The sequence below is a fragment of the Nocardia sp. XZ_19_231 genome (genome assembly GCF_015355705.1).
GTDB classification, from domain to species: Bacteria; Actinomycetota; Actinomycetes; order Mycobacteriales; family Mycobacteriaceae; genus Nocardia; species Nocardia salmonicida.
Map to the genome: position 1 here is coordinate 165329 of NZ_JACUZI010000004.1, position 22467 is coordinate 187795.

The 22467-nt window shown below is 66.5% G+C and carries 14 protein-coding genes and 1 pseudogene; 6 read left to right on the plus strand and 9 right to left on the minus strand.

Annotated features, from left to right (window positions below; genetic code table 11):
• Nucleotides 1-6 precede the first annotated feature (6 nt).
• The 3 genes from IBJ82_RS19340 to IBJ82_RS19350 all read right to left on the minus strand — a co-directional run bounded on the left by IBJ82_RS19340 (nt 7) and on the right by IBJ82_RS19350 (nt 2219).
• Nucleotides 7-417: an SgcJ/EcaC family oxidoreductase gene (locus tag IBJ82_RS19340; RefSeq protein ID WP_194827358.1), complete on the minus strand. Its 411-nt coding sequence runs from the start codon at nt 415-417 to the stop codon at nt 7-9.
• 107 nt (nt 418-524) lie between these two features.
• Nucleotides 525-1466, minus strand: a complete 942-nt coding sequence (locus tag IBJ82_RS19345) for an RNA polymerase subunit sigma-70 (protein WP_370585385.1) — start codon at nt 1464-1466, stop codon at nt 525-527.
• Between the two features lie 81 nt (nt 1467-1547).
• Complete coding sequence (locus tag IBJ82_RS19350; RefSeq protein ID WP_194827360.1) at nt 1548-2219, minus strand: TetR/AcrR family transcriptional regulator; 672 nt, start codon at nt 2217-2219, stop codon at nt 1548-1550.
• A gap of 64 nt (nt 2220-2283) precedes the next feature.
• Here IBJ82_RS19350 and IBJ82_RS19355 point away from each other — a divergent pair, with 64 nt between their 5' ends.
• Both IBJ82_RS19355 and IBJ82_RS19360 read left to right on the plus strand, forming a co-directional pair.
• Nucleotides 2284-2586: a hypothetical protein gene (locus IBJ82_RS19355; protein WP_194827361.1), complete on the plus strand. Its 303-nt coding sequence runs from the start codon at nt 2284-2286 to the stop codon at nt 2584-2586.
• Entirely contained in the window at nt 2586-2981 is a 396-nt protein-coding gene (locus IBJ82_RS19360; RefSeq protein WP_194827362.1) for a hypothetical protein, read from the plus strand. Before IBJ82_RS19355 ends, IBJ82_RS19360 begins: the two co-directional genes overlap by 1 nt.
• Before the next feature lie 200 nt (nt 2982-3181).
• On the opposite strand, the gene IBJ82_RS19365 is transcribed toward IBJ82_RS19360, so the two are convergent.
• The 4 genes and pseudogenes from IBJ82_RS19365 to IBJ82_RS19375 form a co-directional block, all read right to left on the minus strand.
• Nucleotides 3182-4108 (minus strand): inositol monophosphatase family protein, encoded by a 927-nt coding sequence (locus IBJ82_RS19365; RefSeq protein WP_194827363.1) that lies wholly within the window; start codon nt 4106-4108, stop codon nt 3182-3184.
• Between the two features lie 291 nt (nt 4109-4399).
• Entirely contained in the window at nt 4400-5140 is a 741-nt protein-coding gene (locus IBJ82_RS19370; protein WP_228537412.1) for a DNA-binding protein, read from the minus strand.
• A gap of 183 nt (nt 5141-5323) precedes the next feature.
• Nucleotides 5324-5515 (minus strand): annotated as a pseudogene (locus tag IBJ82_RS35395) (helix-turn-helix domain-containing protein); the annotation flags it as partial.
• Nucleotides 5516-6043: 528 nt separating this feature from the next.
• Nucleotides 6044-6646, minus strand: a complete 603-nt coding sequence (locus IBJ82_RS19375) for a TetR/AcrR family transcriptional regulator (RefSeq protein ID WP_194827365.1) — start codon at nt 6644-6646, stop codon at nt 6044-6046.
• 150 nt (nt 6647-6796) lie between these two features.
• Between IBJ82_RS19375 and IBJ82_RS19380 the strand changes: the two genes are divergently transcribed.
• From IBJ82_RS19380 to IBJ82_RS19395, 4 genes are all read left to right on the plus strand, one after another.
• A complete protein-coding gene (locus IBJ82_RS19380; RefSeq protein ID WP_194827366.1) occupies nt 6797-7648 on the plus strand; it encodes an alpha/beta fold hydrolase in 852 nt (283 codons plus the stop codon).
• Nucleotides 7645-10026 (plus strand): glycoside hydrolase family 3 protein, encoded by a 2382-nt coding sequence (locus tag IBJ82_RS19385; RefSeq protein ID WP_194827367.1) that lies wholly within the window; start codon nt 7645-7647, stop codon nt 10024-10026. The genes IBJ82_RS19380 and IBJ82_RS19385 overlap by 4 nt, the downstream gene beginning before the upstream one ends.
• 159 nt (nt 10027-10185) lie before the next feature.
• The gene (locus tag IBJ82_RS19390) at nt 10186-11427 is read left to right on the plus strand and encodes an MFS transporter (protein WP_370585386.1); all 1242 of its coding nucleotides are present in this window, start codon (nt 10186-10188) and stop codon (nt 11425-11427) included.
• A gap of 162 nt (nt 11428-11589) precedes the next feature.
• The gene (locus IBJ82_RS19395) at nt 11590-12753 is read left to right on the plus strand and encodes a serine hydrolase (protein WP_194827369.1); all 1164 of its coding nucleotides are present in this window, start codon (nt 11590-11592) and stop codon (nt 12751-12753) included.
• A 31-nt stretch (nt 12754-12784) separates the two neighbouring features.
• On the opposite strand, the gene IBJ82_RS19400 is transcribed toward IBJ82_RS19395, so the two are convergent.
• Both IBJ82_RS19400 and IBJ82_RS19405 read right to left on the minus strand, forming a co-directional pair.
• A complete protein-coding gene (locus IBJ82_RS19400; RefSeq protein ID WP_194827370.1) occupies nt 12785-15274 on the minus strand; it encodes an FAD-dependent monooxygenase in 2490 nt (829 codons plus the stop codon).
• Nucleotides 15275-15309: 35 nt separating this feature from the next.
• Nucleotides 15310-22461 (minus strand): non-ribosomal peptide synthetase, encoded by a 7152-nt coding sequence (locus tag IBJ82_RS19405; protein WP_194827371.1) that lies wholly within the window; start codon nt 22459-22461, stop codon nt 15310-15312.
• Between the last annotated feature and the right edge of the window lie 6 nt (nt 22462-22467).

Genomic DNA, 22467 nt, shown 5'->3' on the forward strand with positions numbered 1-22467 from the left:
AGGCGGCTATGTGTCTGTGACGGTTGTGTCTGGGAACGAGTGGTGTTCGTGCGCGATAACCCAGCGTCCGTGCTCCTTGCGAAGGCCAAGAGTGAGGCGCAAGCGCGTATCCGGTTGTGCAGCAAAGTGTTCCGGAGTGCCACAACGCAGCAGAGCGTTCGCGTAAGCGACGTCGGCTCCCGCGGTTACGTCGAGTTCGACGATGTCGAACTCCGCGCCGCGCGCCAGCCAGGTGAAGAAAGGCGGCCAGGTTTCCCGATAGGCGTCGATACCGCGGACCCCGTTCTGCGGCGGCGGAACATCGAACATGACGATGTCAGCGGTGTGGTCGGCCAGTACGCGGTCGAGGTCACGGTCGCGGACGGCGCTCGCCCACGCGTGCACCAGTGTGCGGATCTGGGCCTGGTCTTCCGACATGTCGGTCTCCCTTCGATGTGCCGAGGCTCTCGGGTCTCGGCCGGTGGGAACGTCCCACTGCTCATATGACCCTGCGATGGGTGCCGAAATAATCGTCGGGCGGGAAATCAGTCGGACACGGTGCCCGGAAGCGCGAAACGGGGGAACAGCGTCGGATCGAGGAACGACACCACTTCGGTGATCGCGCCGTCGCGCACCACCAGCACATCGAGTGCCATGGCGGCGAAAACGCGGCTCTCGGCATCCCATGAATAGGTGCCGAAGGCTGGTTGGCCATTGGCCACGGTGGGCAGGAAGCGCCAGCGCCAGCGCAACGGCTCGGCCAGCAGGAAGTCTCGGATGGCCGTCTGCCCGGCATACCATTCGGGCAGCGGTGGCATGGCGTACCTGGCGTCGGCGGCGAGAAGTTCGACGATGCCGTCCACGTCGGCGGCCTCCCACGCGGCCGCGTAGCGCTGGGCGAGGTGACGAGTCCGTGGATCACCCGGGTCCTGTGACGGTGTGGACGCGTCCCGTTCGGCGCGCGCTCGAGCGCGTTGCAGGGCACTGTTGGCCGACGCGACAGTCACGTCGAGCAATTCGGCTGTCTCGTGTGCGGTGAAGCCGAGGACATCGCGCAGGATCAAGACACCGCGCTGGAGTCCTGGCAGCTGCTGGATCATTGCCACAAAAGCCAATTCCACGGCCTCCCTCGCAGTATAGCGAGCCTCCGGCCCCGGCTCGCCCGCGCCGACGCCCGGAAAGGGATCGAGCCAGATTCGTTCGGCCGCAGGATCATTCGGTGCGCTGTCCATCGGCAGTTCGCGGCGTCCGCGCTGCTCGAGCATGGTCAGGCACCGGTTCGTAGCGATCTTGTACAGCCACGGCCGGAACTTCTGTGGGTCGGTGAGATTCGCCCGGGAACGCCAGGCGCGCAGCATCGCCTCTTGCAGGGCATCGTCGGCGTCGTGCACCGAGCCGAGGAGTCGATAGCAGTGCACGTGCAACTCCGCGCGCAGCGAGCCGACGAGCTGATCGAACTCGGCTCGATCGAATGCGGAATCGCCCACATTGTTCACCCTGCCGATCATGGCACACCGCCGCCACCTCGACAGTCCCCGAACACCGGCTCACCCCGATGGGGTAGCAGCTCAGGCGCGGGGCGCCTCGGGGTCGGTCAACAGCGAGCGGGTCCATGCGTCGATAATCCAGTCTCGGAAGCGCTCTGCCGTCCAACGGCGTTCGCCGACAAGGAGCACCCAGTATTCGGTCGCGTTCATACTCCAGAGGATGTCGGCTACCTCGTCGTCGGACAGATCCTCGCGCAACTGCCCCGTACTGCGCAGGTCGGCCGCGAACTGACGCATGTTGGCGGCACGCCGATCGCCGATTTCCGCCCATACCCGGGCGCAGGACGCGTCGGTCGTCGCGGCATCGCGCAGGGCGAGGAAGATCGGCGCGAGCCGTTGCTGGATCGCGGCCAGCGCGTTGGCGTAGATCGCGATCTTGTCTTCGGCCGATCTCGCCTCGCCGATCGCGCGAACGTACTCCCGCTGCTGGGCCGGAATCGCTTGGTCCGTGCCGGAGAGGGCGGTCTCGACAAGTTCTCGGAGCAGCACCGGCTTGCGACCGATGGACGCATAGACAGTGTCGACGGAAACGCCTGCCTCCGTGGCGATCTCGCTCACGGTGGTGGCGGCGTACCCGTTCTGAACGAACAAGCGCCGCGCGGCGTCGAGGATCGCATGACGCGTATCCGCCGCCTGCGCGGCGCGCCGCGGGGCGTTGTATCGACGCTTGCCGACCTTGACGTTCTCGTCCATGGACGCCTATCCTACCCAGTATTGATCCGAGACTGATTCGGATCAATTCAGAAGGGATACGGCCATGGTCTACGCCTACATTCAAGACGTCCCTATCGGTGAGGAGCTCTACCGCCGGATCATCGAAGAACTCGGTCCTGAGCCGCTCGACGGCTCGCTCCTCCACCTGTGCGTGCGCCGCGCCGACGGCGGCCTGCGCTACATCGACGTGTGGGAATCCGAGGCGCACTGCTCACGCGCCTTCGAAGATCGCATCCATCCCGCCGTCGACACCGCCTTCGCCGGTCACCGCCCGGGCGAGCCGGTGGTAGAGCATCTCGACGTCGTACACGCGACCGGCACGCTCATCGACGCGCAGACCACGTGATGAACAGTGCGTTGCGATGGTTCGCTGTCTGCGCGGCACTGGGCATGTCGGCCGCGTGCGCGAGCACATCGGACACCTCGACCGGGGTACCGGCATCAGCGTCATCTACTGCGAGTCCCCAGCCGACCGGCGACGGGTGCGGCGACGTCGATCAGATCAGGAACGCCGTCTCCGAGTTCGCCATCACCCGAGTCTCGATAACCGGCCAATGCACCGCCGTCAACATCGAGACGAACCTGGCCGACGATCCGACCAGTGCTCAGACCGCACTCCGAATCTGTACTGCGGCAGCAACTGTCGCCTACACCGAGGACGTGAACAGCGTCTCCGTTGTCTCCGCCGATGGGTCCGAACTTGCCGTCGGTATCAAAGGGGCACGCTGCATCGGAGATTGATCAGCTCATCGAGCAATAGGTCCGGCGACCAGCTCTCCATGAGCGTGAACGACTTCTGCGGGCAGCCCAGCTCCGGTTTGCCCGCCTTGTGCCCGACGACCCGGGTCCGCCCTGCCACGGCAGGGCGGCGTTCGGCGGACTGCCAGGGCCCAACGCCGTCACGGAATCGAGTGGTAGGCGAGTCGAAGTGACGCCCGATGTCACTGCTGAATGGCTTCGCGTATCTCATCTGCGAGGGCTCGATTGCCGGCGGCGATGAACTTCCGGCGTGTACCCATCGCCTTGTTGATCTCGGGCGTGCTGTTGAGTCCAGAATCCAGCGAGATCGGATTACCATCAAGATCGATCGTCACACCCCCGGCTGCATGCAGAATGTAATGTCCGGGCGACAGATCCCAAACGGCAAATCCCTTGGCGAACTCCACGGTTGCATCAGTGAATCCCGCAGCGACGTGGCACAAACTGACAGAGCCGAAATCAACCCCGATGCGCCCTCTTCTTTTACCATCTTCCGATTCCGCGCTCAGTGCATCAAAAAATCGTTGCTGCTTTGCCAAGGGGTGAAACCGCTCATCTGGTCGCATCATGTAGTTCGTAACCAGCGCATGGGAAAGTCGGGCGTTCGAAGGCCGGTTCAGCGTGTGGCGGTCTCCGCTCGCAGTGACCATAAAGGCGTGATCGGAACCATCGCTTTCTCGCATGGCTACGTACAACTGAACATGATGAAATATTTCGCCGACTACCGCAATGATAGGTCGCTTCAGCGACCGTGAGTAGACCATGATGTGGGTGTATCCGTGCAGGGATCGAACGGCCAATTCGCTTGTATCCAACGGATCGACGAGGACGCACAAGTCTGGTTCCGGGTCACTTCCAATGACTTGCGGATCGGCCTCTTCTGATGCGTATATGAATGACGGTAAATACTCGGACAGAAGTTCCTTGTAGCGTCCGTGCATCCACAAGTCGTACTCCGACAAGAAGTTGTCCTCGTGGCGGACATTTTCAGTCTCCGAGCGGCGCCCGGTCAGTGCGGCTTCCACAAGGCGGGGCCGTATCTCGGCCATCATGGTTGTCACCATGCCGGTAATGTGCTGCGCCAGCTCGGTCGTGTTCTGATCACTCATGCGAAGGTCACCTTTGCTCGAATCTAGCGCAACTCCAATGGTGGTTCAATGCCGGGCGGGCCCATCGTTGCGGCAATGAAAATGGCTTAGAATTCTGCCGTACGCATAATCTTGGCGCCGGTCAGGTCATCGAAGCTATCGACGCCCAATCGGCGGTCTTTGGTTATGCGCCAAAGACGGCGAAGTACCGGCCTTGGGGTAGCGGTCGCGCAGTTGCCGGGTGAGGTAGCCGAGCGGCTCGTACGGGGCGCGAACCTGGACCCTGAGATTCAGCATTTCCTGGAGTCGCTGTCAGCGGGTTATCTCATCCATGAGCATTCGCAGTGTGAGCGAATGCTTTTCGGGTGGCAGAGCATCTAGCGCTGTCTGTGCGTACACCACCCCGGCTTCGTGATCGCCGGCGCGGACGAGCATCAATCCGCGGTGCATCTCCAGGTGCGTTTGAAAACGTGGGAGGGTGGCTGGAAGCTCCCGCCGGGCTTCGTCCTGTGCGTCAACGGCTTCGGTCTCGTCACCGAGACGAGCGCGCAGCAGGGACCGGAAAACACCTAGCCGCCAATGCGGCACGGCGTAGTCGGAGGCTTCGCCATCTTCTGAGCCGGCTTGGTCGAAGACCCTGCGGCCCTCGATGTCGAGGGCTCGCGCTGTGTCGGCATCACCCATGATGGCGGCGGCGTGAGCCTTGCCGTACAACGCGTTCAGCCGTCCCAGTGACGGCTGGTCGGAGATGGCTAGGGCTTGGTCGGCGAACATGTCAGCAATGGGAAGCGACGCACCTTCGTAGCCCAGAGCGATAGCGGCCCGACCTCGGACCCAAACCCGAGTGTCGACGTCGCCGGAATGGTCGGCGGACTCAGCCGCCATGCGATACCAAGTCACCGCTTTCGATCCGTCTGAACCCGGAAATGTCTTGGCGAACAACGTCATCAGCCGTGCGGCATGAGTCCACATCTGCGGGGTATCGCACTGCTGCTGAATCACCGCAAGGTCAATCGCTAGCCGCTGTTGAATCTCGGCGGCCCCGGATGTCATGTAGTCAGCTCCGTACCCGGTGAGCGTGTGGGCCCATCGGTCGACCGAGGGGCCCGCGCCCCTCAGACGTGCCGAGAACCCCTCTGCGAGTAGATCAGAGGCGACAACGGGGGCCACCGCGGTAGCGGCCATCGTGGATAGGAACTGTCGGCGTTGCACGGTATCGGACTCCATCACAGCAAGGGGAACATCTAAGACGGCGGCTAGGTGCCTGAGCCAGAACGGCGACGGCACCGACTTACACGACTCCCACCGACGCGAAATGTATTCCCGCGTAATCGGTTGCCCCGAGTGCTGCCCGAGTTCGTACGCAAGCCGACTTTGCGACCACCCGCGCGCGTCTCGCAAATCGCGAATGAGCTTGCCCGTGTGCATGAACTCATGATGCCCCGGTATAGCACCGTGTTCCCACAGCGCCAGCACGACACGAAGCGTCTACACCCGATCGAGGTAGCACCCCCGGCCGTGATCCGGCGGTTGCTCGAAGCGTTGGAACGGTTCGAGTGCCGGGAGTGGAGGGCGTCATGACGGAGCCAGTTCGGCCTACGGTCGAGTCGTTGAACGAACGAGCCGCGCTCCGCTCTATGCGTGTTCGCTCATCCCCTGGAGGGTTCCAGCTGGAAAGCCCGTGGCGGGTTGTCGTCACGGGGACGTTGGAGAACCTGGACGCCTACCTGACAGCAGCAGAAGAATGTGACGTTCAGAGCGTCGCACCTCCAGCTGTCGGTTTCAGTGCGGACCTTTGATGACGATCGGCCTGGCGATCGCCTTCGCCGTTCCGACGATTGTGCTCATAGCGGCAATCTTTTGGCCTGGCGACTAGGTGCGGTGTACTGCGCGCATCGAGGGTGCCGACGAAACCATCGAGTGCAGGGAGTGCGAGGACTCCGTCGAACTCGATACCTACGTCGACAGTTGGGTGGTCAAGTCGTCGATGTAGGTGCGGAAGAGCTCGGCCATGTCGACGCGCTCGGGGTCGAGGAGCCACTGCAATTGCAGGCCGTCCATCATGGCCGAGATCTGGCGGGCTACGGCGGGGGTGTCGATGTCGGGCCGGAAGGTTCCGTCTGTGACGCCGCCGTCGAGGGCGCCGGCCAGGTAGGTCTCCAGGATGCGGTAGCGATTGACCACCCAGGCGCGGGCTGGGTGGTCGCTGGTGACGGCTTCGCTGGTGACGACGGTGAAGAGTTGGACGAGGCCGGGGACGTGCATGTTGTGCTCGACCAGTCGGACCAGTTGTTGTAGGGCTTCTTTGCCGCGTAGTTGGCGGTTCATGCCGAGGCGGTCGTAGTCGAGGCGATCGCGGTAATCCAGGACCGCGGCGAGTAGGGCCGCCTTGTTCGGGAAGTAGTGCAGCAGGCCGGGCTGGGAAAGTCCGCAGCGTGTGGCGATGTCGGCGATCGAGGAGTTGTGGTAGCCGTTTTCGGCGAAGCTCCCGAGCGCCTGGTCGATGATCTGCTCGCGGCGGTCCTCACCCCGTCTCCGGCGTTGGGGATGCGGCGTCATGAGCAGCGACAGTAGTCGAACGTGGGGACCCGCAAAACCAGTGAGATAACGAACAGATCACAGTACCGAGTGACCACTCGGTAAACTGGTTGTCCGCTGGCACACTCGTGCCAGCCGTACCGAGACGGGATGTGCGAGGAAGGACAGCCGATGACTCAGGGCACCGAGATGCCGATGGAATCGATCACGCTGCAAGGGGGTGCGGGTGCGCTCGCCGGATGGGAGGTCAACCCGCCCCTGGGTACGCCGAACCTGGGCACCGTGGTGCTGGTGCCGGGCTTCACCGGCTCCAAGGAAGACTTCGAATTCATGCTCCCGCTGCTCGCGGCGGCCGGGTATCGCGCGGTCGCCTACGACCAGCGCGGCCAATGGCAGTCCGAGGGGCCCGACGATATCGCCGGCTACACGATGGACGATTTCGTCTGCGACCTGCGCGGTGTTGTCGATCAGGTCTCGCCGGACTCGCCCGTGCATCTGGTCGGGCACTCCTTCGGCGGTTACGTCTCCCGTGTCAGCGTGGTCGACGAGCCCGCACGATTCCGCAGCCTCACGCTGCTGGCCTCGGGTCCCTCCTCGGTCGAGGACATCAAATTCTCGCCGCCGCAGCTGGTGGCGCAGGTGGTGGAATCCGCCGGCCAGGAATTTCTCTGGCAGCAGATGAGCGATGCCATGGACGCCGCCGGGCAGACGCCGTCGCCCGAGCGCGCCGAATTCCTGCACAACCGGCTCGTGCAGACCAAGAAGGCGAACATCCTCGGCATTCTGAAATGCATGGAGACCCCGCCGCTGGCCGATCCCGCCGCGCTGCGTGATGCCGGTGTGCCGTTGCTCGTCGCCTACGGCGACACGAACGATCTGTGGGACCCCGAGGTCCACGAAAACTTCGCTCGACAGCTACGGGCCAGGACCGCGGTGTACCCGGGTATCGGACATGTGCCGAACGAGGATGTCCCCGCACAGGTAACCGCCGATCTGGTGAACTTCTGGAAAGAGCTGGCATGACCGACAATATCGAAGAGCTCCTCGGCAAACTGGACCTCGAGGCCAAGATCCGGCTCATCTCCGGATCCAATGTCTTCCGCCTCGCCGGCGATGAGAGCATCGGCCTGACCGAGATGCCTGTCTCCGACGGACCCTCCGGTGTGCGCGGTGAGACCTGGGACGAGCGCGACCCCTCGGTGAGCCTGCCGTCCGGTTCGGCGCTGGGCGCCACCTGGGATCGCGAGCTGCTCGCCGAGATCGGTGGGCTCATCGCCGCCGAGGCGCGCCGCAAGAATGTGTACGCGGTGCTCGGCCCGACCGTCAACCTGCACCGATCCCCGCTCGGCGGAAGGCATTTCGAATGCTTCTCCGAGGATCCGATGCTCACCGGTGAGATGGCCGCTGCCTATGTGACCGGCGTCCAGGATCACGGCGTCAGCGCGTGCCCGAAGCACTACGTGGCCAACGACTCCGAAACCGAGCGCTTCACCGCCGACGTGATCGTCGACGATCGCACCCTGCGCGAGCTGTACCTCTACCCGTTCGAACGGTCGGTGGACGCGGGCGCGTGGATGATCATGGACGGATACAACTCCGTCAACGGCGTCACCATGACCGAAAACCCCTTGCTGGACGAGCCGTTGAAGGGCGAGTGGGGCTTCGACGGTGTGGTGGTCTCGGACTGGACCGCCGTGCGCTCCACCGAGGGCGCCGCCAAGGGTACCGACCTGGCCATGCCGGGCCCGTGGGAACTCTGGGCCGCGCCACTGATCGAAGCGGTCCGTCGGGGTGAGGTTCCTGAGGCTGCCATCGACGAAAAAGTGCGCCGCATATTGCGTTTCGCGCAGCGGGTGGGTGCACTCGGTGGAACTCCGCAGCAGCCACCGGCTTTCACCGATGAGGCGGCGCGCCGGTTGGTCCGAGACGCCGCCGCCAAGGCGATGGTGCTGGCCACCAACGACGGTGTACTGCCGCTGAGCGAGCCCGCCCAGGTCGCACTGCTGGGCGCGGCCGCCGCGGAGCCGCGCTTCGGTGGCGGTGGTAGCTCGACAGTCGTTCCATCGCATACGAGTTCGCCGCTACAGGGCCTGCGCGAGGTGCTGCCGGTGATGTACACGCCGGGCGTTCACCTCAACGAGAACATGATCGCTGTGCCGCTGGATCTGGTCACCGATCCGGAGACCGGCACGGCGGGCGTGAACCTGCGCTTCCTCGACGGTGAGACGGTCCTGAATTCCGAGCACCGCACCGCGGGCAATCTCATGCTCTTCGGCACACCCTTCGCCGTGCAGGCCAAGTCCTTCGAGATCCGTGGTCGCCTGCGTGCCGATGCGGCGGGGGAGTGGCGGATCGGCTACGCGGGTGTCGGCACGCTGCGTCTGGAGCTCGACGGTGAGACCGTGCACAGCGAGACCGTCTTCCCCGAGGGCGGCGATCCGGTCGAGATGTTGCTGAATCCGCCGCAGCGCTGGGTCAGCCGCACCCTCGCCGAGGGCGAAGAGGTCGACGTGCTCATCGAACTGGTTCCCGCGCTCGACAAGGGTCTGCCCGCCATGGGCCTCACCTTCGGCATCGGTCGCCCGCGCCGCTCCGCCGACGAAGAGTTCGCCGCCGCGGTGGAACTGGCACGGACCTCCGAGGTCGCCGTGGTCGTGGTCGGTACCACCGAGGCGATCGAATCCGAGGGTTACGACCGCAAGGATCTGTCGCTGCCCGGCCGCCAGAACGAGCTGGTGGCGGCGGTGGCCGCGGTGAACCCGCGCACGATCGTGGTCGTCAATTCCGGTGCGCCGGTGGAGATGCCGTGGCGGGATGATGTCGCCGCCGTCCTGCTTTCGTGGTTCCCGGGTCAGGAATTCGGCGATGCGCTCGCCGATGTCCTCACCGGCGCCACCGAGCCCGGCGGCCGCCTGCCCACCACCTGGCCCAAGGTCATGGCCGACGTGCCGGTCCTGGACACCAAGCCCGCCGCCGACAACGCCCTGCCCTACACCGAGGGCATTCACATCGGCTATCGCGCCTGGCTGAAATCCGGGGTGGCTCCGGCCTATCCGTTCGGGCACGGGCTCGGCTACACCAGCTGGGAACTGGTGGACCTGACCGTGAGCGGTCACACCGCCACCGTCACCCTCCGCAATATCGGCGAGCGTTCGGGCCGCCAGGTGGTGCAGGCGTATCTGTCCCGCGCGGACAGCGCCATCGACCGTCCGGTGCGTTGGCTCGCGGGCTTCGCCGCGGTCGAGGCCGGTGCGGGCGAAACCGTCACCGCCACCATCGAATTGCCGCAGCGCTCCTTCGAGCATTGGACCGAACAGGGCTGGGGCGTCGAACCGGGCGCATTCACCCTGCACGTCGGTACCTCGGTATCCGCACTCCCGCTCACCGCTGAAATCAGCTGATACAACCCCTCGTCCATGTGGCGAGCCACCTCGTCGTCCCGGCCGCGCAATCCCGGGACGACGAGGCGGCTGAGGCGAGGGACCTTCGCGTCGATCGTTCTCGATGAAGCCGCGGCGAACTTCCTGTTCACGCTTTTCTCTCACACCCTGGATTTCACCGTGGCGAACACTGATGCCAATTTCTCTGTCGACGAAACGCCTTCTACCGCAATTACTCCCACCAAGAGGTTGCTGCCTCTTCTCTTCGTCGGCAATGCCGCGATGTACGCGCTGTACTCCGGTGTCGGTGGTGTGCTGCTGCCGCTGCAGATCGAGCACATCGACCCGGCGAACAAGATCGCCAACCTCGGGCTGGTCGCCGGTGTCGCCGCGGTCTTCGCTACCGTGTTCAACCCGGTCGCGGGTGCGCTGTCGGATCGCTCCGGTCGGCGCAATCCGTGGATTCTCGCCGGTGGCCTCGGCACGATCGCCGCCATGGCGCTGCTCGGCAACATGCACACGGTGCTGCTGGTAGCCATCGCCTGGTGCGTGGGGCAAGCGGTCATGAATGTCTATCAGGCCGCCATCACCTCGGTCGTCCCGGATCGAGTGCCCGTCGAACGCCGTGGAACAGCCTCGGCGGCGGTCGGTCTCGGCGTCCCACTGGGATCGGTGATCGGCGTGGTGCTGGCCTCCGTCGCCGCCGACCACTACAGCGCCGGTTATCTCGCCCTCGGCGTGCTGGTCGCCGTGGCCGCGGTGATCTTCACCGCCGGCGCGCGTGAACAACGAATGGCACCCAAAAAGGCTGTGCCCCTGCGTGCTCAGGCGGCGGCGTTCCTGAGTGTGTTGCGCGAGCACGACTTCCGCTGGGCGTTCATCGGCCGTGCTCTGCTGGTACTCGGCTACTTCTGTGTGGTGGGCTATCAGCTCTATATCCTGCAGGACCACATCCGGCTCCCGGAGGGAATGAAACCCGCTACCGCGGTAGCTGTTCTCACGCCCATTTCCGCGGTGGGAATGACGCTGTCGACGATCGTCGGCGGCGTTCTGTCCGACCGGCTGGACCGCCGTAAACCCTTCGTGGCGATCTCGTCGCTGCTGGCGGCCGTGGCGCTGCTGATCCCGGTGTTCAGTTCGACCTGGGGCGGCATGATCGCCTTTTCCGTGCTGAACGGCATGGCGTTCGGATGCTTCATGGCCGTGGACACCGCCCTGGTCACGATGGTGCTGCCCAAAGCCGAGGACGCCGCCCGCGATATGGGCGTGCTGAATATCGCCAGCGCGGGCCCGCAGATTCTCGCGCCGTTCGTGGCGTCGGCGGTGGTCAGCCTGGTCGGCTACGCACCGCTGTTCGTTCTCGGTGGTCTGCTCTCGGTGCTGGGGGCACTCGCCGTCGTGCCGATTCGCTCCGTGCGCTGAACAGCGCCCGGGCTGTCCGCCGACGCCGCACGGTCCGACCTCGTGGTTGGCCCGTTCGACAGCTTCGAACAGCTCGCGAGTCTGAGCCGATTGAGCTCCGTGGAGGCGTAGATTCGGCATCGCTGCTGATCGTGAGTGTTCCTCGACGAAGGGATCTCTGTCATGAGCGAGTCGCCCAGGCATCGCCGATGCCGCAGAGCAGGTGCGATGCTCGCGGTCGTGCTCGCCATCGCCGCGGGCGGCTGCACTACGCAGGAGAAGTCCGACGGTTCCTCACCGGTCGACAGCGCCGAGGCGGCGAAGATCGCCGACATCGTGCGCACCGAGATGAGCGAACTCGACCTCAGTTCCGTGGTCTACGGCGCATGGCGAGGCGAGGATCAGATCGCTCTCGGGGCGCTGGGCGGATCACCGCTCGGTGTGCCCGCGACCACGGATATGCGATTGCGGGTGGGCCAGCCGATGGAACCCATGCTGTCCACGGTCCTGTGGCGACTCGACGGGCAGGGCGTGCTGAAACTCGACGAACCCATCGCTCGCTGGCTGCCCGATTTCCCACGCGCCGACAAGATCACCCCGCGGATGCTCGCCGACAGCACCTCCGGGATCTCCGACTATGTGACCGAACCGGAGTTCCTGAAGATCTTCGGCGAGAACCCGATCCGCGAGTGGACCGCACCGCAACTGCTCGAGCGCGCCAACGCCCGCCCACCACTGTTCGAGCCGGGCACCAGCTTCGCCTACGCCCACAGCGATCTGGTCGTGCTCGGCGAAGTCCTGCAGAAGGCGGCAGGCAAGCCACTGGGCGAGCTGATCGCCGAACACATCACCGTCCCGCTGGGGATGCACGCCAGCACAGTAGTACTCAACCCACAGATCGACGAACCGATCCTGCACGGCTACACCAACGAACGAAACTTCTTCGAAGACTCCACCTTCTGGAACCCCACCGCCTTCCTGCACAGTGGCAACATGAACTCCACCGTCGCCGATGTCGGCCGCTGGGTCCGCGCCCTCGGCACGGGCGAACGACTCACCCCCGACCAGTTCCAGCAGATGATGGGCCCCTCGACCGCCGGCCTCGGCCCCTTCACCACAGAAAAATACTTCGCCTTCGGCGTGGTCCATCTCGCCGACTGGCTGTTCATGAACCCGTCCTACGGCGGCTACGACGGCGTCGCCTTCTACGACACGAAAACCGAGACGACCGTCGTCGTCTACGCCACCCTGGGCCCGGCTTCCAACTCGAACCAGAACAACGCCGTCGGCATCGGCACGGCGATCAGCACCCTCCTGGTCCCCGAGCGCCCGCCGGCGGTTCCCTGAGCAGTCACCTGCTCAGGGAACCGCGCGGAACTCAGTGCACGGCAGCGACTTCCGGCGCGGAAACCAGGCTGAGCAGAGCGTCGACGAGGGTGTCGATCAGTGCCTCCGCGCGTTCGGACGACAGCAGTCCCTCGATGTAGCCGAGGTTCAACGACAATTCGTCGGTGCCGTGGCCGACTGTCAGCATCATCAGACCGCTGATCGACATACCGGAGACGACTTCGGCGCCGGAGACCTCCCACTCACCGATGCGGGCGGGAAAGTCGCGAGTGTCGACGAAGGTCAGGCACAGGTTGCCCGGCCCACGAGCGTCCAGCAGGCTCACCACCTTCTCCGGTTGCGACGGTGTCTTGGGCACCATGAAGCCGATTCCACCCAGGTTGGCCAGGTGTTGGCGCTGTTCGATACGACTCGCGAAGTCGACGGCGAACGCGGTGGCGGTCTTCCAGAGCGGCTGTCCTGCCGGTGTCGGCAGCGCGATCATCGCCTGGTAGGCGCCGGTGTGGGTGGCGTCGAGCGGTCGCTCGAGTTGCTCGCGGAACAGTACCGAGACGCCGACCGGGAAGTGGGCTTCCGGTGCACCGGCATCGTTGCCCGCCGCGCGGGCGAGTGCGGCGGCGACCACACTCGACAGCGGTACGTCGTGTTCATCGCAGGCGGCCAGGAGCGCGCGGTACTCGGTTCCGTCCACGACCCGCCGCGTCAGCTTGGTGAAACGCTGCGTGGGTGCGACTTCGGCCCCGGCGCTGACCCGTACCGGCTTGACCCGAAGATCGCGCAACCCATCAGCCGCCAGCCGGGCGATGGCCTTGCGCTTGCCCCGCCAGCCTTGGAAAGGCCGGGGGAACAAGGCTTCCGGGGAGGGTGGCGCGGGCACCTCGGCGACCCAGCCGCCGGCTTCGGCGGCGAGCTCGAGCACCTGCCGGGCGAACGACAGCACGGTCACCGCGTCGGCGATGGTGTAGGTGGAGGTCAGCACCAGGTCGTGGACGCCGGGCGCGGCGGTGATCAAGGTGGCGCGCAGCAGCGGCGCGGCCGGGTCGAATCGTGTCCGCAACTCGGTGTCGACCTCGGCGGTCCAGTCCCCGGATGTCACCTCACGCAACGGAATCGGCCGCATCGCGATCGGAACGAAGCGTGGCCGACGGCCGTCGTCGCTGCGCACCACGGCGTGCAGCATCGGATGCCGCCGAGTCAGCGCGGCCAGCCCGGCGCGGACCGCGTCCGCGTCGAGATCGCCGGTGACGCGCACCCGCGACACGATGTACAGCGGCGCAACCTGGTCCACGGTCCAATGCCAGCGTTCGAGTGTGGACAACGGCCGGGGCAGCGCAGCGACCGGTTCGGGATCGCCCAGGCCGGGCCAGGTCATCGGTTCGGCCAGACTGGCCTGCAGCTTCGCCTCGTTGCCCTTGGCGATGAAGCCGTCGCGAACGACGATCAGCGCACGATTGCGGGTCTGTTCGAGGCGGCCCAGCTTGCGGGAGCCGTCGACGAGCATCGTGGTGCGCGGAATTCGCCGCTGTTCGTAGACCCGCAGCGCGGTGTGGGCGTCGTCGTGGGTGGCCAGCGCGTGCGCGAGCACCACCGCGTCCTCGATCGCCGAGTTCGCGCCTTGGCCCAGGCTGGGGAGCATCGGGTGGGCGGCGTCGCCGAGCAGGGTCACCCGACCGCTGCCCCACTCGGTCAGCGGCGGACGGTCCTGAGCGGGCAGCGCGAGAATGTCGGATTCCGGAGTGGCGGTGATGATGTCGATGATCTCCGGTGCCCAGCCCGCGAATCTGCTCAGCAGATCGTCCTTGCCGTGCTGCCAGTCGGCGGCCTGCTCGGCGGTGGTGGTCAGGGTGGCCCACCAGTAGACATTGCCGTGCCCGATGTCGTGGATGCCGAAGCGCATGCCCCTGCCCCAGTAGTGGATCGAGGCGCCCGGCTCGATCGCCGGGTGCGCGAACGGCACCAGCGCCAGCCAGCACACGAACTCGCCCGGCCGCGGCGCCTCGGCGCCGTGCAGCTGGGCGCGGATCGCGGAGTTGATGCCGTCGGCGCCGATGAGTACATCGGCGCTGAGGGTGCGCCCGTCGGCGAACTCGACCTGCACCGCGTCGGCGGTCTCGGTGAAGCCGACCGCCTCGGCGCCGAGTTCGACCCGCAGATCGTCGCCGCATGCCGCCAGCAGCACGTCGTGGAGGTCCTTGCGGGCGAGTGCGACCGCGGGAGCGCCCAATTCGGCGTCGATCTCGGTCACATCGACCCGCCGCATGTCCGAACCGTCGGGTCGGCGGAAGGTGAACGATCGCGCTTGACCGCCGACGCGCAGCAGTTCCTCGTCGATGCCCAGGTCGAGCGTGCGCAGCGCGTTCATGGCGTTGGACTGCACCGACAGGCCGAATCCGGCCGCGCGCAGTTCCGGGCCACGCTCGCACAGCACGACATCGATTCCGGCTCGGCGCAGGGCCACGACGGCCGTGAGACCGCCGATGCCTGCGCCGACCACTAGTGCCGACTTCACGGGAGAGTTCACTGGATTTCCTTGCTGTGTAGCGGGATTCGAGAAGGTCATGATGCGGTCGCCGCCGCTTGTTCGAGCAATCGAGTGAGTCGGGCGGCTACCTCGGCGACATGGGGGGACTGGATCAACGTCAAGTGGTCACCCGGCACCTCGATCACCTCGAGATGGCCTGTCGCGTAGGCGTCCCAGCCGTTGGTGGGATCGCGATGCAGGGTGCCCGCCCGGTCGTGGGCGGGACGAAGCACCTGCGGCAGCGGCTCCGCGGCGCGCAGCAGGGTGATGTCGCCGTCGTAGGCCTGCGGCCGGTAGGCGTCGATCGCTCGCCACCCTGCCACGAACACCTCGAACAATCGCCGGACCAGCGCACGGGATCCGGTCGGCGGTAGCACGCCCGCTTCCACGGCGGTGGCGAGGATGAAATCGAAGATGGCATCGTCGGTGTCGAGCTCCTGCGGGATCTCGATCACGGCGGTGTCGGCGCCGCGCGCCAGCCACAGCAATTCCCACAGGAAGAACTCGTAGAGCGCGTGCTCGGGTACCGGCATGCCGTCGCCGTGGCGCACGGTCATGGTGTCGATGAGGGCCAGCGTGCCCACCTCGTGACCGGCCTCGGCCAGTTGGCGGGCCATGTCGAAGGCGACCATCCCGCCCAGTGACCAGCCGCCCAGATGGTAGGGCCCCGCCGGTTGGACTCGGCGCAGCGCGGCGATGTAGTTGCTCGCCATCTCCGAGATGGACTCGGCCGGGGTGCTTCCTGTCTCCAGACCCGCGGCCTGGAGGCCGTACAGCGGCTGGTCATCGGGCAGGTATCTGCTCAATTCGAGGTAGCAGAGCACATTTCCGCCGATCGGGTGCACGAGGAACAGCGGCGTCCCGGTACCCGGTCGCAGGGGCACCAGCGGATCGAAACCCACCTCGGCCCGTTCGTCGAGCTGCGCGGCCAGCGCGGCCACGGTGGGGCCGGTGGCCAGGGTGGAAACCGGCAGGGACACTCCGTAGCGCTGTTCGATGGACACGATCAACCGCATCGCGGTGAGGGAGGTACCTCCGAGAGCGAAGAAGTCGTCGTGCACGCCGATCTCGGGCAGGCCGAGCGCTTCGGCCATCAGTGCGGCCAGCCCCGATTCGGCGGGTGTGCGCGGGCGAACCCGACCCGCCGAAGCAGCGGCGGGCAGTGCCATGCCGGCCAGGACGGCGTCGGCGCGCTTGCCGCTCGGTGTCAGCGGCATCGCGTCGAGCCAGACCAGTCGACTGGGAATCATGTAGTCCGGCAACCATTCCCGCAGTGCGGCAGCGATCTCCGACTCGTCGACATCGCCACGGGAGCCGACCAGGAAGGCCACCAGCAGCGTCTGCGCGCTGGAAGTCCCCGCGGCGGTGTGCGCCACTACGGCGACCTCGCTGACCTCGGGCAATTCCGCGGTGACGCGGTGCAGCGCCAGCTCTACCTCCATCGGCTCCACCCGATGCCCGCGAATCTTGACCTGGCCGCCGCGCCGGCCGTCGCTGATCACCGCACCGCTGGGCAACCTGCGGCCGATATCGCCGGTGCGATAGAGCCGATTGCCCGGCGCGAACGGGTGTGGCACGAAGGCCGCCTCGGTGAGATCGGGCCGGTGCTCGTAGCCGTCGGCGAGTGCGGCACCACCGAGATAGATCTCGCCGGGCACGTTGTCGGGTACCGGGCGCAGCCGGTCGTCGAGGACGAGGATCTCCACCCCGTCGATGGCGGTGCCGATCGGTGGCAGCGCCGGGAACAGCGCCGGGTCGCCGGTCATGGTGTACCGGGTGGCGACATGGGTTTCGGTGGGACCGTACTGGTTCTCCAGCAGCACCCCGGTGCCTGCCGCGCACAGCGCCCGGATCTCGTCGGTGACGCGCAGCTGCTCGCCGGAGGAGATGATCACCCGCAGCCCGGCCGGTGCCGTGCCGAGCCGGATCGCGGCCTCGGCCAGCTGCTGCAAGGCCACGTAGGGCAGGAAGATCCGTTCGGCGCCGGTGCTCGCCAGTAGTCGCGCCAGCGCGGGCAGATCGCGGCGTTGCTCCTCGCTCAGCAGGATGAGGCGGCCCCCGCCACACAGCGTCGAATAGATTTCCTGGAACGACACATCGAACGACAACGGGGCGAATTGTGTTGTCGCCGGTGCGGGCAGAGAGCCGCTGGCGGTCGAGAGCTGCCAGCGGATCAGATTGGCCAGCCCGCGATGCGGCATGGCCACGCCCTTCGGGGTCCCGGTGGAGCCGGAGGTGAACAACACATACGCGGTGGCGTCGGGATCGCCCGTCGGCAGCGCGACGGTGACGCCCGGAGCGATCAGTTCGTCGACGGTGAGTCGCGAATACCGTGGTGGCACCAGAGTTTCGTGGCCCGCACCGGTGATCACCGCGAACGGCTGCGCCTGTTCGAGCATCGCGTTCAGACGCGAGGGCGGATAGCTGACATCGAGCGGTACGCAGGCCGCGCCCGCCTTGGCGATGCCGAGCACCGTCGCGATCTGTTCGGGCGATCGGTCCAGTGCCATCGCGATGCGGTCGCCCCGGCGTGCCCCGCGCGCCACCAGGCTCGCCGCGATGCGGTTGGCAACCGACAACAATTCCGCGTAAGTCATTGTCCAGCCGCAGAATTCGACGGCGACCGCCTCAGGTGTGCGGGCCGCGCAGGCATCGAACAGCTCGATCACCGTGCCGGGTGCGGGCGCGGCGACCAGTGCTTGCGGGGCAGCGCCGAGCGAGCCGAAGTCCACCGTGGCCGAGGGATCGCCGGTGAGCAGGTCGAGGACCCGCAGGTAGGTCTCGCCGACGCCGACCAGTTGATCGCGGGTATAGGACGCGGGGTCGCCGTCGACGCGCAGCGCCATCGTTCCGTCGAGCGGGTTGCGGATGGCGTTGACCAGCAGGGCGAAATTGGTGTCCTCGCGAATGTCGATGCCGAGCAGAGTCACGTCCAGCGCGTCCATGGCCGCGCCCGCGGCATGGAAGTGCACGTAGTTGAACGCGGTGTCGAGGACGACGCCCACCTCACGCTGGATGTCGGTGAGCGGGAACCGCTTGTGCTGTGCGCTGTTGCGCTCGCGCACGAAGACGCCTGTCAGCACCTCGCGCCCGCTGCGGCCGGTGAAGTCCAGCCGCAGTGGCATCGTGTTCAGGAACAGCCCGGCCATGCGCTCGGCATCGATGCGCTCGGGCCGCCCGTGGGTGACGACGCCGGTGGTCACATCCGTGCGACCGGACAGCAGGCCGACGGTGCACAGGTGCGCGGCCAGCAGGACTGCCTTGACCGGGATATGCGCGGCGGCGGCCACTTCGTCGGCGCGGGCCAGCAGATCGGCGCCGACCGGAACCGACACCGAAACACGCGCCTGCGGCGGACCCACGGGAGGCGTCGCATCGACGGGAACGTGGGGACGCGATCCGGGGACGCGGACCGATTCCGCGCCCTCCAGTTCCCTTGCCCAGTATTCCCGGTCGGCCGGATCCTCCAGCGAATCACGCTCGGCACGAACGTATTCGGCGAAGGAAGGGAGTTCGGTGGGAAACGTGCCCGCGCCCCGATAGTCCGCCAGCAGTTCCGAGATCAAGGTGGCCACACTCCAGCCGTCGAGGATGGCGTGGTGGAACGAGAGCACCAGTTCGATCCGGTCGGCGAGCCGGAACACCGCGAGATCGAAAAGGCCTGGCTGCTCGAAGACGTACCGGCGCAGGCGTCGTTGCTCGATATGGTCGCGGATCAAGGCGCCGGCCTCGTCGGCGTCGGTCGTGCGCAGGTCGATGATCGTCAGTGGGGGATCGAGGTGGGCGTGCACGAGTTGCAGTGGCTCGGAGTAGCCGGCGAGCTCGAAGGAGGTGCGCAGCATCGGGTGCCGGGCAACTGATCGGCTCAGTGCGGCGCGCAGTGCGGCCTCGTCCCACGGCATCCGCAGCGAATACCGGAAAACATCGTGGTAGAGCGATGATTCGGCACGTTCGCGGCTGTGGAACAGCATGCCGAGCTGCAATCTGGTCAACGGGTAGGCGTCCACCACGTGCGGTAAGCGGGCCCGGTCGATGCCTGCCACCAGTTCGAACGGCGCGAGGGCCGCGGCGGCGACAGCGCCGGTGCCCGCCCGCTCGGCCAGTTCGGCGATGGTGGGGCATTCGGCGATGTCACGGGCGCTGATCACCAGCCCCCTGGCTTCGGCCCTGGCTCGCACGCGCAGCAGCAGAATCGAGTCGCCACCGAGGTCGTAGAAGTTGTCGAACACCGACACCGACTCACGGTCGAGCACCTCGCGCCAGATGAGCGCCAACTGTTCCTCGACCGGTGTCCGCGGCGCGGTGTGCCCGACGGTCGGGTTCTCGGCGGTGATCGCGGCGAGTGCGGCGCGGTCGGCCTTCCCGCTCGGGGTCAGCGGAATCGCGTCGACCCGAACGAACAGCGAGGGAATCATGAACTCCGGCAGGGTCTTCGCCAAGGCCGCACGCAGCGCGGCGGGCTCCGGTGCGGAGGCCGCCACACAATAGGCGGCCAGATAGGTGGCGCGCTCGGGCAACTGACGGTCGATGACCGTGGCAGCGGTGATGCCGGGCAGTGCGGCCAGCGCGTTCTCGACCTCGCCCAGCTCGACCCGATTCCCGCGGATCTTGACCTGCCGGTCGATGCGGCCCAGGTACTCCAGTTCTCCGTCGGCGAGGCGGCGAGCCAGATCGCCGGTGCGGTACATCCGCTCGCCCGGATGGAACGGGTCGGCGACGAACTTCTCCGCCGTCAGTTCCGGGCGGTCGCGGTAGCCACGCGCCAGACCGGCTCCGGCAATGCACAATTCGCCCGCGACGCCCACCGGCTGGGGCTGGTCGGCGGGGCCGAGCACATACAGGCGGGTGTTGTCGATCGGTCGGCCGATCGGCACCCGGGTCACCGTCTGGGCCGGGTCGACGGGGCAGTCGTAGTACGACACGTCCACGGTGGCCTCGGTCGGGCCGTACAGGTTGACCAGGCGGGGCGCGGTGGCTCCCAGTCCGGCGAAAGTCCGATTCCACCGGTTGACCTGATGGGGGAGTAGCGCTTCACCACTGCAGAACACCGTCCGCAGACCGGCGGCCCTGTCCACCGCGGTCGGGTCCGACTCCAGCAGATCCAGGAAAGGCGTCAGCATCGACGGCACGAAATGCATGACCGTGACACCGAAGTCGGCGACAGCGGCGAGTAGTTCGCGGGGATCCTTCTCTCCGCCGGGCCGCAGCAACGCGACCTGAGCGCCTTCGACCGCCCACCAGAACAGCTCCCACACCGACACGTCGAACGAGGACGGCGTCTTCTGCAAGATCACATCCGTGGGGCCGAGCGGATACTGCCGCTGCATCCAGCCGATGCGATTGAGCACCGAATGATGCTCGACCACAACACCTTTAGGTCGACCGGTGGAGCCTGACGTGTAGATCACGTAGGCCGGGTCCGAGCCCGTCGGGACCGGAGTCCGCGCCGGTGTGTCGGTCGACCAGTTCTTCGGTGACAGCACGATTGGCCCGCCCGACAGCTCGGCGTCGGTCAGCACCACCTTGGCGGCGCTGTCGGCCAGGAGGTAAGCGATCCGGTCGGCGGGGTAGCCGGGGTCGATCGGGACGTAGGCGGCTCCGGCGTGCAGGGTGGCCAGGATCGCGACGAGCATGTCCGGACCGCGCTCGAGCAGCACCGCGACCAGATCGCCCGCCTCGACCCCGGAATCGCGGAGCACACCGGACAGGGCGGCGGCACGGTCGGTGAGAGCGCGGTAGGTGATCGTGGCTCCGGTCGCGGTGTGTACCGCGACCGCGTCCGGCGTGCGCTCGGCCTGGGCCGTGATCCGGGCGATGACGGTGGTCTGGTCCGCGTAGGGGCGCGCCGTCGCGCGAGCGCGGTCGACCAGCAGGTCGTGCTCGGGCGCCGATAACATCGGCAGCAGCGACGGATCGGTGTCGATGGCGTCGACCCCGGCCTCCAACAACGCGATCAGGTGATCGGCGACGGACTCGATCGGATAGTCGGCATCGAAGATGTCGGCGGCGTGATCGAGCCTTATCAGCAGCGGTCCGTCGTCATCGATCTCGGAGATCGTCCAAGCCATGGCCAGTGGGCTGTACCCCTGCGAGGGTGTCTGCACCTCCTCGAGCCCGTCGATCAAACCGGCGGCCGAGGGCAGGCGCGGATAGGCGACCGTCACATCGAACAGCTGCCTCGCCGTGTTGCCGAGGCGACGCAACTCGCCCATGAGATCGCCGAGTGGATAGCGCTCGTGCTGCTTCATCCGGCGCACATCGGCTTTCACCGTGGACACCAATTCTCGCAGGGTGCGATGGCCTGCTGTGCGGATGGGCAGCGGAAGAGTGTTGGCGAAGTGGCCGATGGTGGCCTGCTCGGTGGGGTTGCCGCGATTGCCGAAGGGGATGCCGATGGTGACCTCCTCGGCACGCAGGGTCCGCGACAGGTAGAGGCCGAGCATCGCACAGAAATACGGGTACAGCGACAGGCCGGCATCGCGAATTCGGTTGACCAGCAAGCGATCCAACGTGAACTCGTAGGCCGTGACCGGTGCCAGCCCATCGGTGGTGCGGGGCCGGTCGAACAGGGCGGGGGTGATGGCGTTCAGCCCACCGACCACAGCGTCGCGATCGAGGAGGTACTGATCGCTTGCCCGATAGTCACGTTCGAACGGCAGGCACCCCAGAAACGACGACCCCGGCAGCTCGATCGGATTCCCCGCCATCGTCGTGGCGTAATCGGTGAGGACTTGGGCGCCGATGTGGAACAGCCCGGTCGCGTCGGCGGCGACGTGGTGGGTCGTCAAGACGAGGTAGGAAGACTCTGCACCGGCGCGGATGACATGCGCCCGGAAGGGCACCGCCCCGGTGAGGTCGATCGCCGAACCGGTGAGCCGCTCGATCTGGCGCTGCGCCTCGGCACGCGGATCGGGGGCGTCGCCGACGTCGATCACCTGGACCGGCGGCATCGGGTCGGTCGAGAGTTCCTGGTAGGGAACACCGTCGAGGACGCGGTACCGCAGCCGAAGGCCGTCGTTGCGTGCCCAGGTCCGCTCCATCGCGGCGACCATCGCGACGACATCGACGGCGAGGGAGAAGCGGGCGACCACGCTGGACAGATAGCTGGGCAGACCGGGAAAATGTTCCACGATCGTCCAGATGTCGCGCTGATAGGCGGTGAGCGGATAGCGCATGGAAACGGACATGGATGT

Bases quoted from the DNA above. Each gene is read 5' to 3' on its own strand.
- IBJ82_RS19340 (WP_194827358.1), bottom strand. From the start codon at position 417: ATGTCGGAAGACCAGGCCCAGATCCGCACACTGGTGCACGCGTGGGCG.
- IBJ82_RS19350 (WP_194827360.1), bottom strand. From the start codon at position 2,219: ATGGACGAGAACGTCAAGGTCGGCAAGCGTCGATACAACGCCCCGCGG.
- IBJ82_RS19355 (WP_194827361.1), top strand. From the start codon at position 2,284: ATGGTCTACGCCTACATTCAAGACGTCCCTATCGGTGAGGAGCTCTAC.
- IBJ82_RS19360 (WP_194827362.1), top strand. From the start codon at position 2,586: ATGAACAGTGCGTTGCGATGGTTCGCTGTCTGCGCGGCACTGGGCATG.
- IBJ82_RS19365 (WP_194827363.1), bottom strand. From the start codon at position 4,108: ATGAGTGATCAGAACACGACCGAGCTGGCGCAGCACATTACCGGCATG.
- IBJ82_RS19370 (WP_228537412.1), bottom strand. From the start codon at position 5,140: ATGACATCCGGGGCCGCCGAGATTCAACAGCGGCTAGCGATTGACCTT.
- IBJ82_RS19375 (WP_194827365.1), bottom strand. From the start codon at position 6,646: ATGACGCCGCATCCCCAACGCCGGAGACGGGGTGAGGACCGCCGCGAG.
- IBJ82_RS19380 (WP_194827366.1), top strand. From the start codon at position 6,797: ATGACTCAGGGCACCGAGATGCCGATGGAATCGATCACGCTGCAAGGG.
- IBJ82_RS19385 (WP_194827367.1), top strand. From the start codon at position 7,645: ATGACCGACAATATCGAAGAGCTCCTCGGCAAACTGGACCTCGAGGCC.
- IBJ82_RS19395 (WP_194827369.1), top strand. From the start codon at position 11,590: ATGAGCGAGTCGCCCAGGCATCGCCGATGCCGCAGAGCAGGTGCGATG.
- IBJ82_RS19405 (WP_194827371.1), bottom strand. From the start codon at position 22,461: ATGTCCGTTTCCATGCGCTATCCGCTCACCGCCTATCAGCGCGACATC.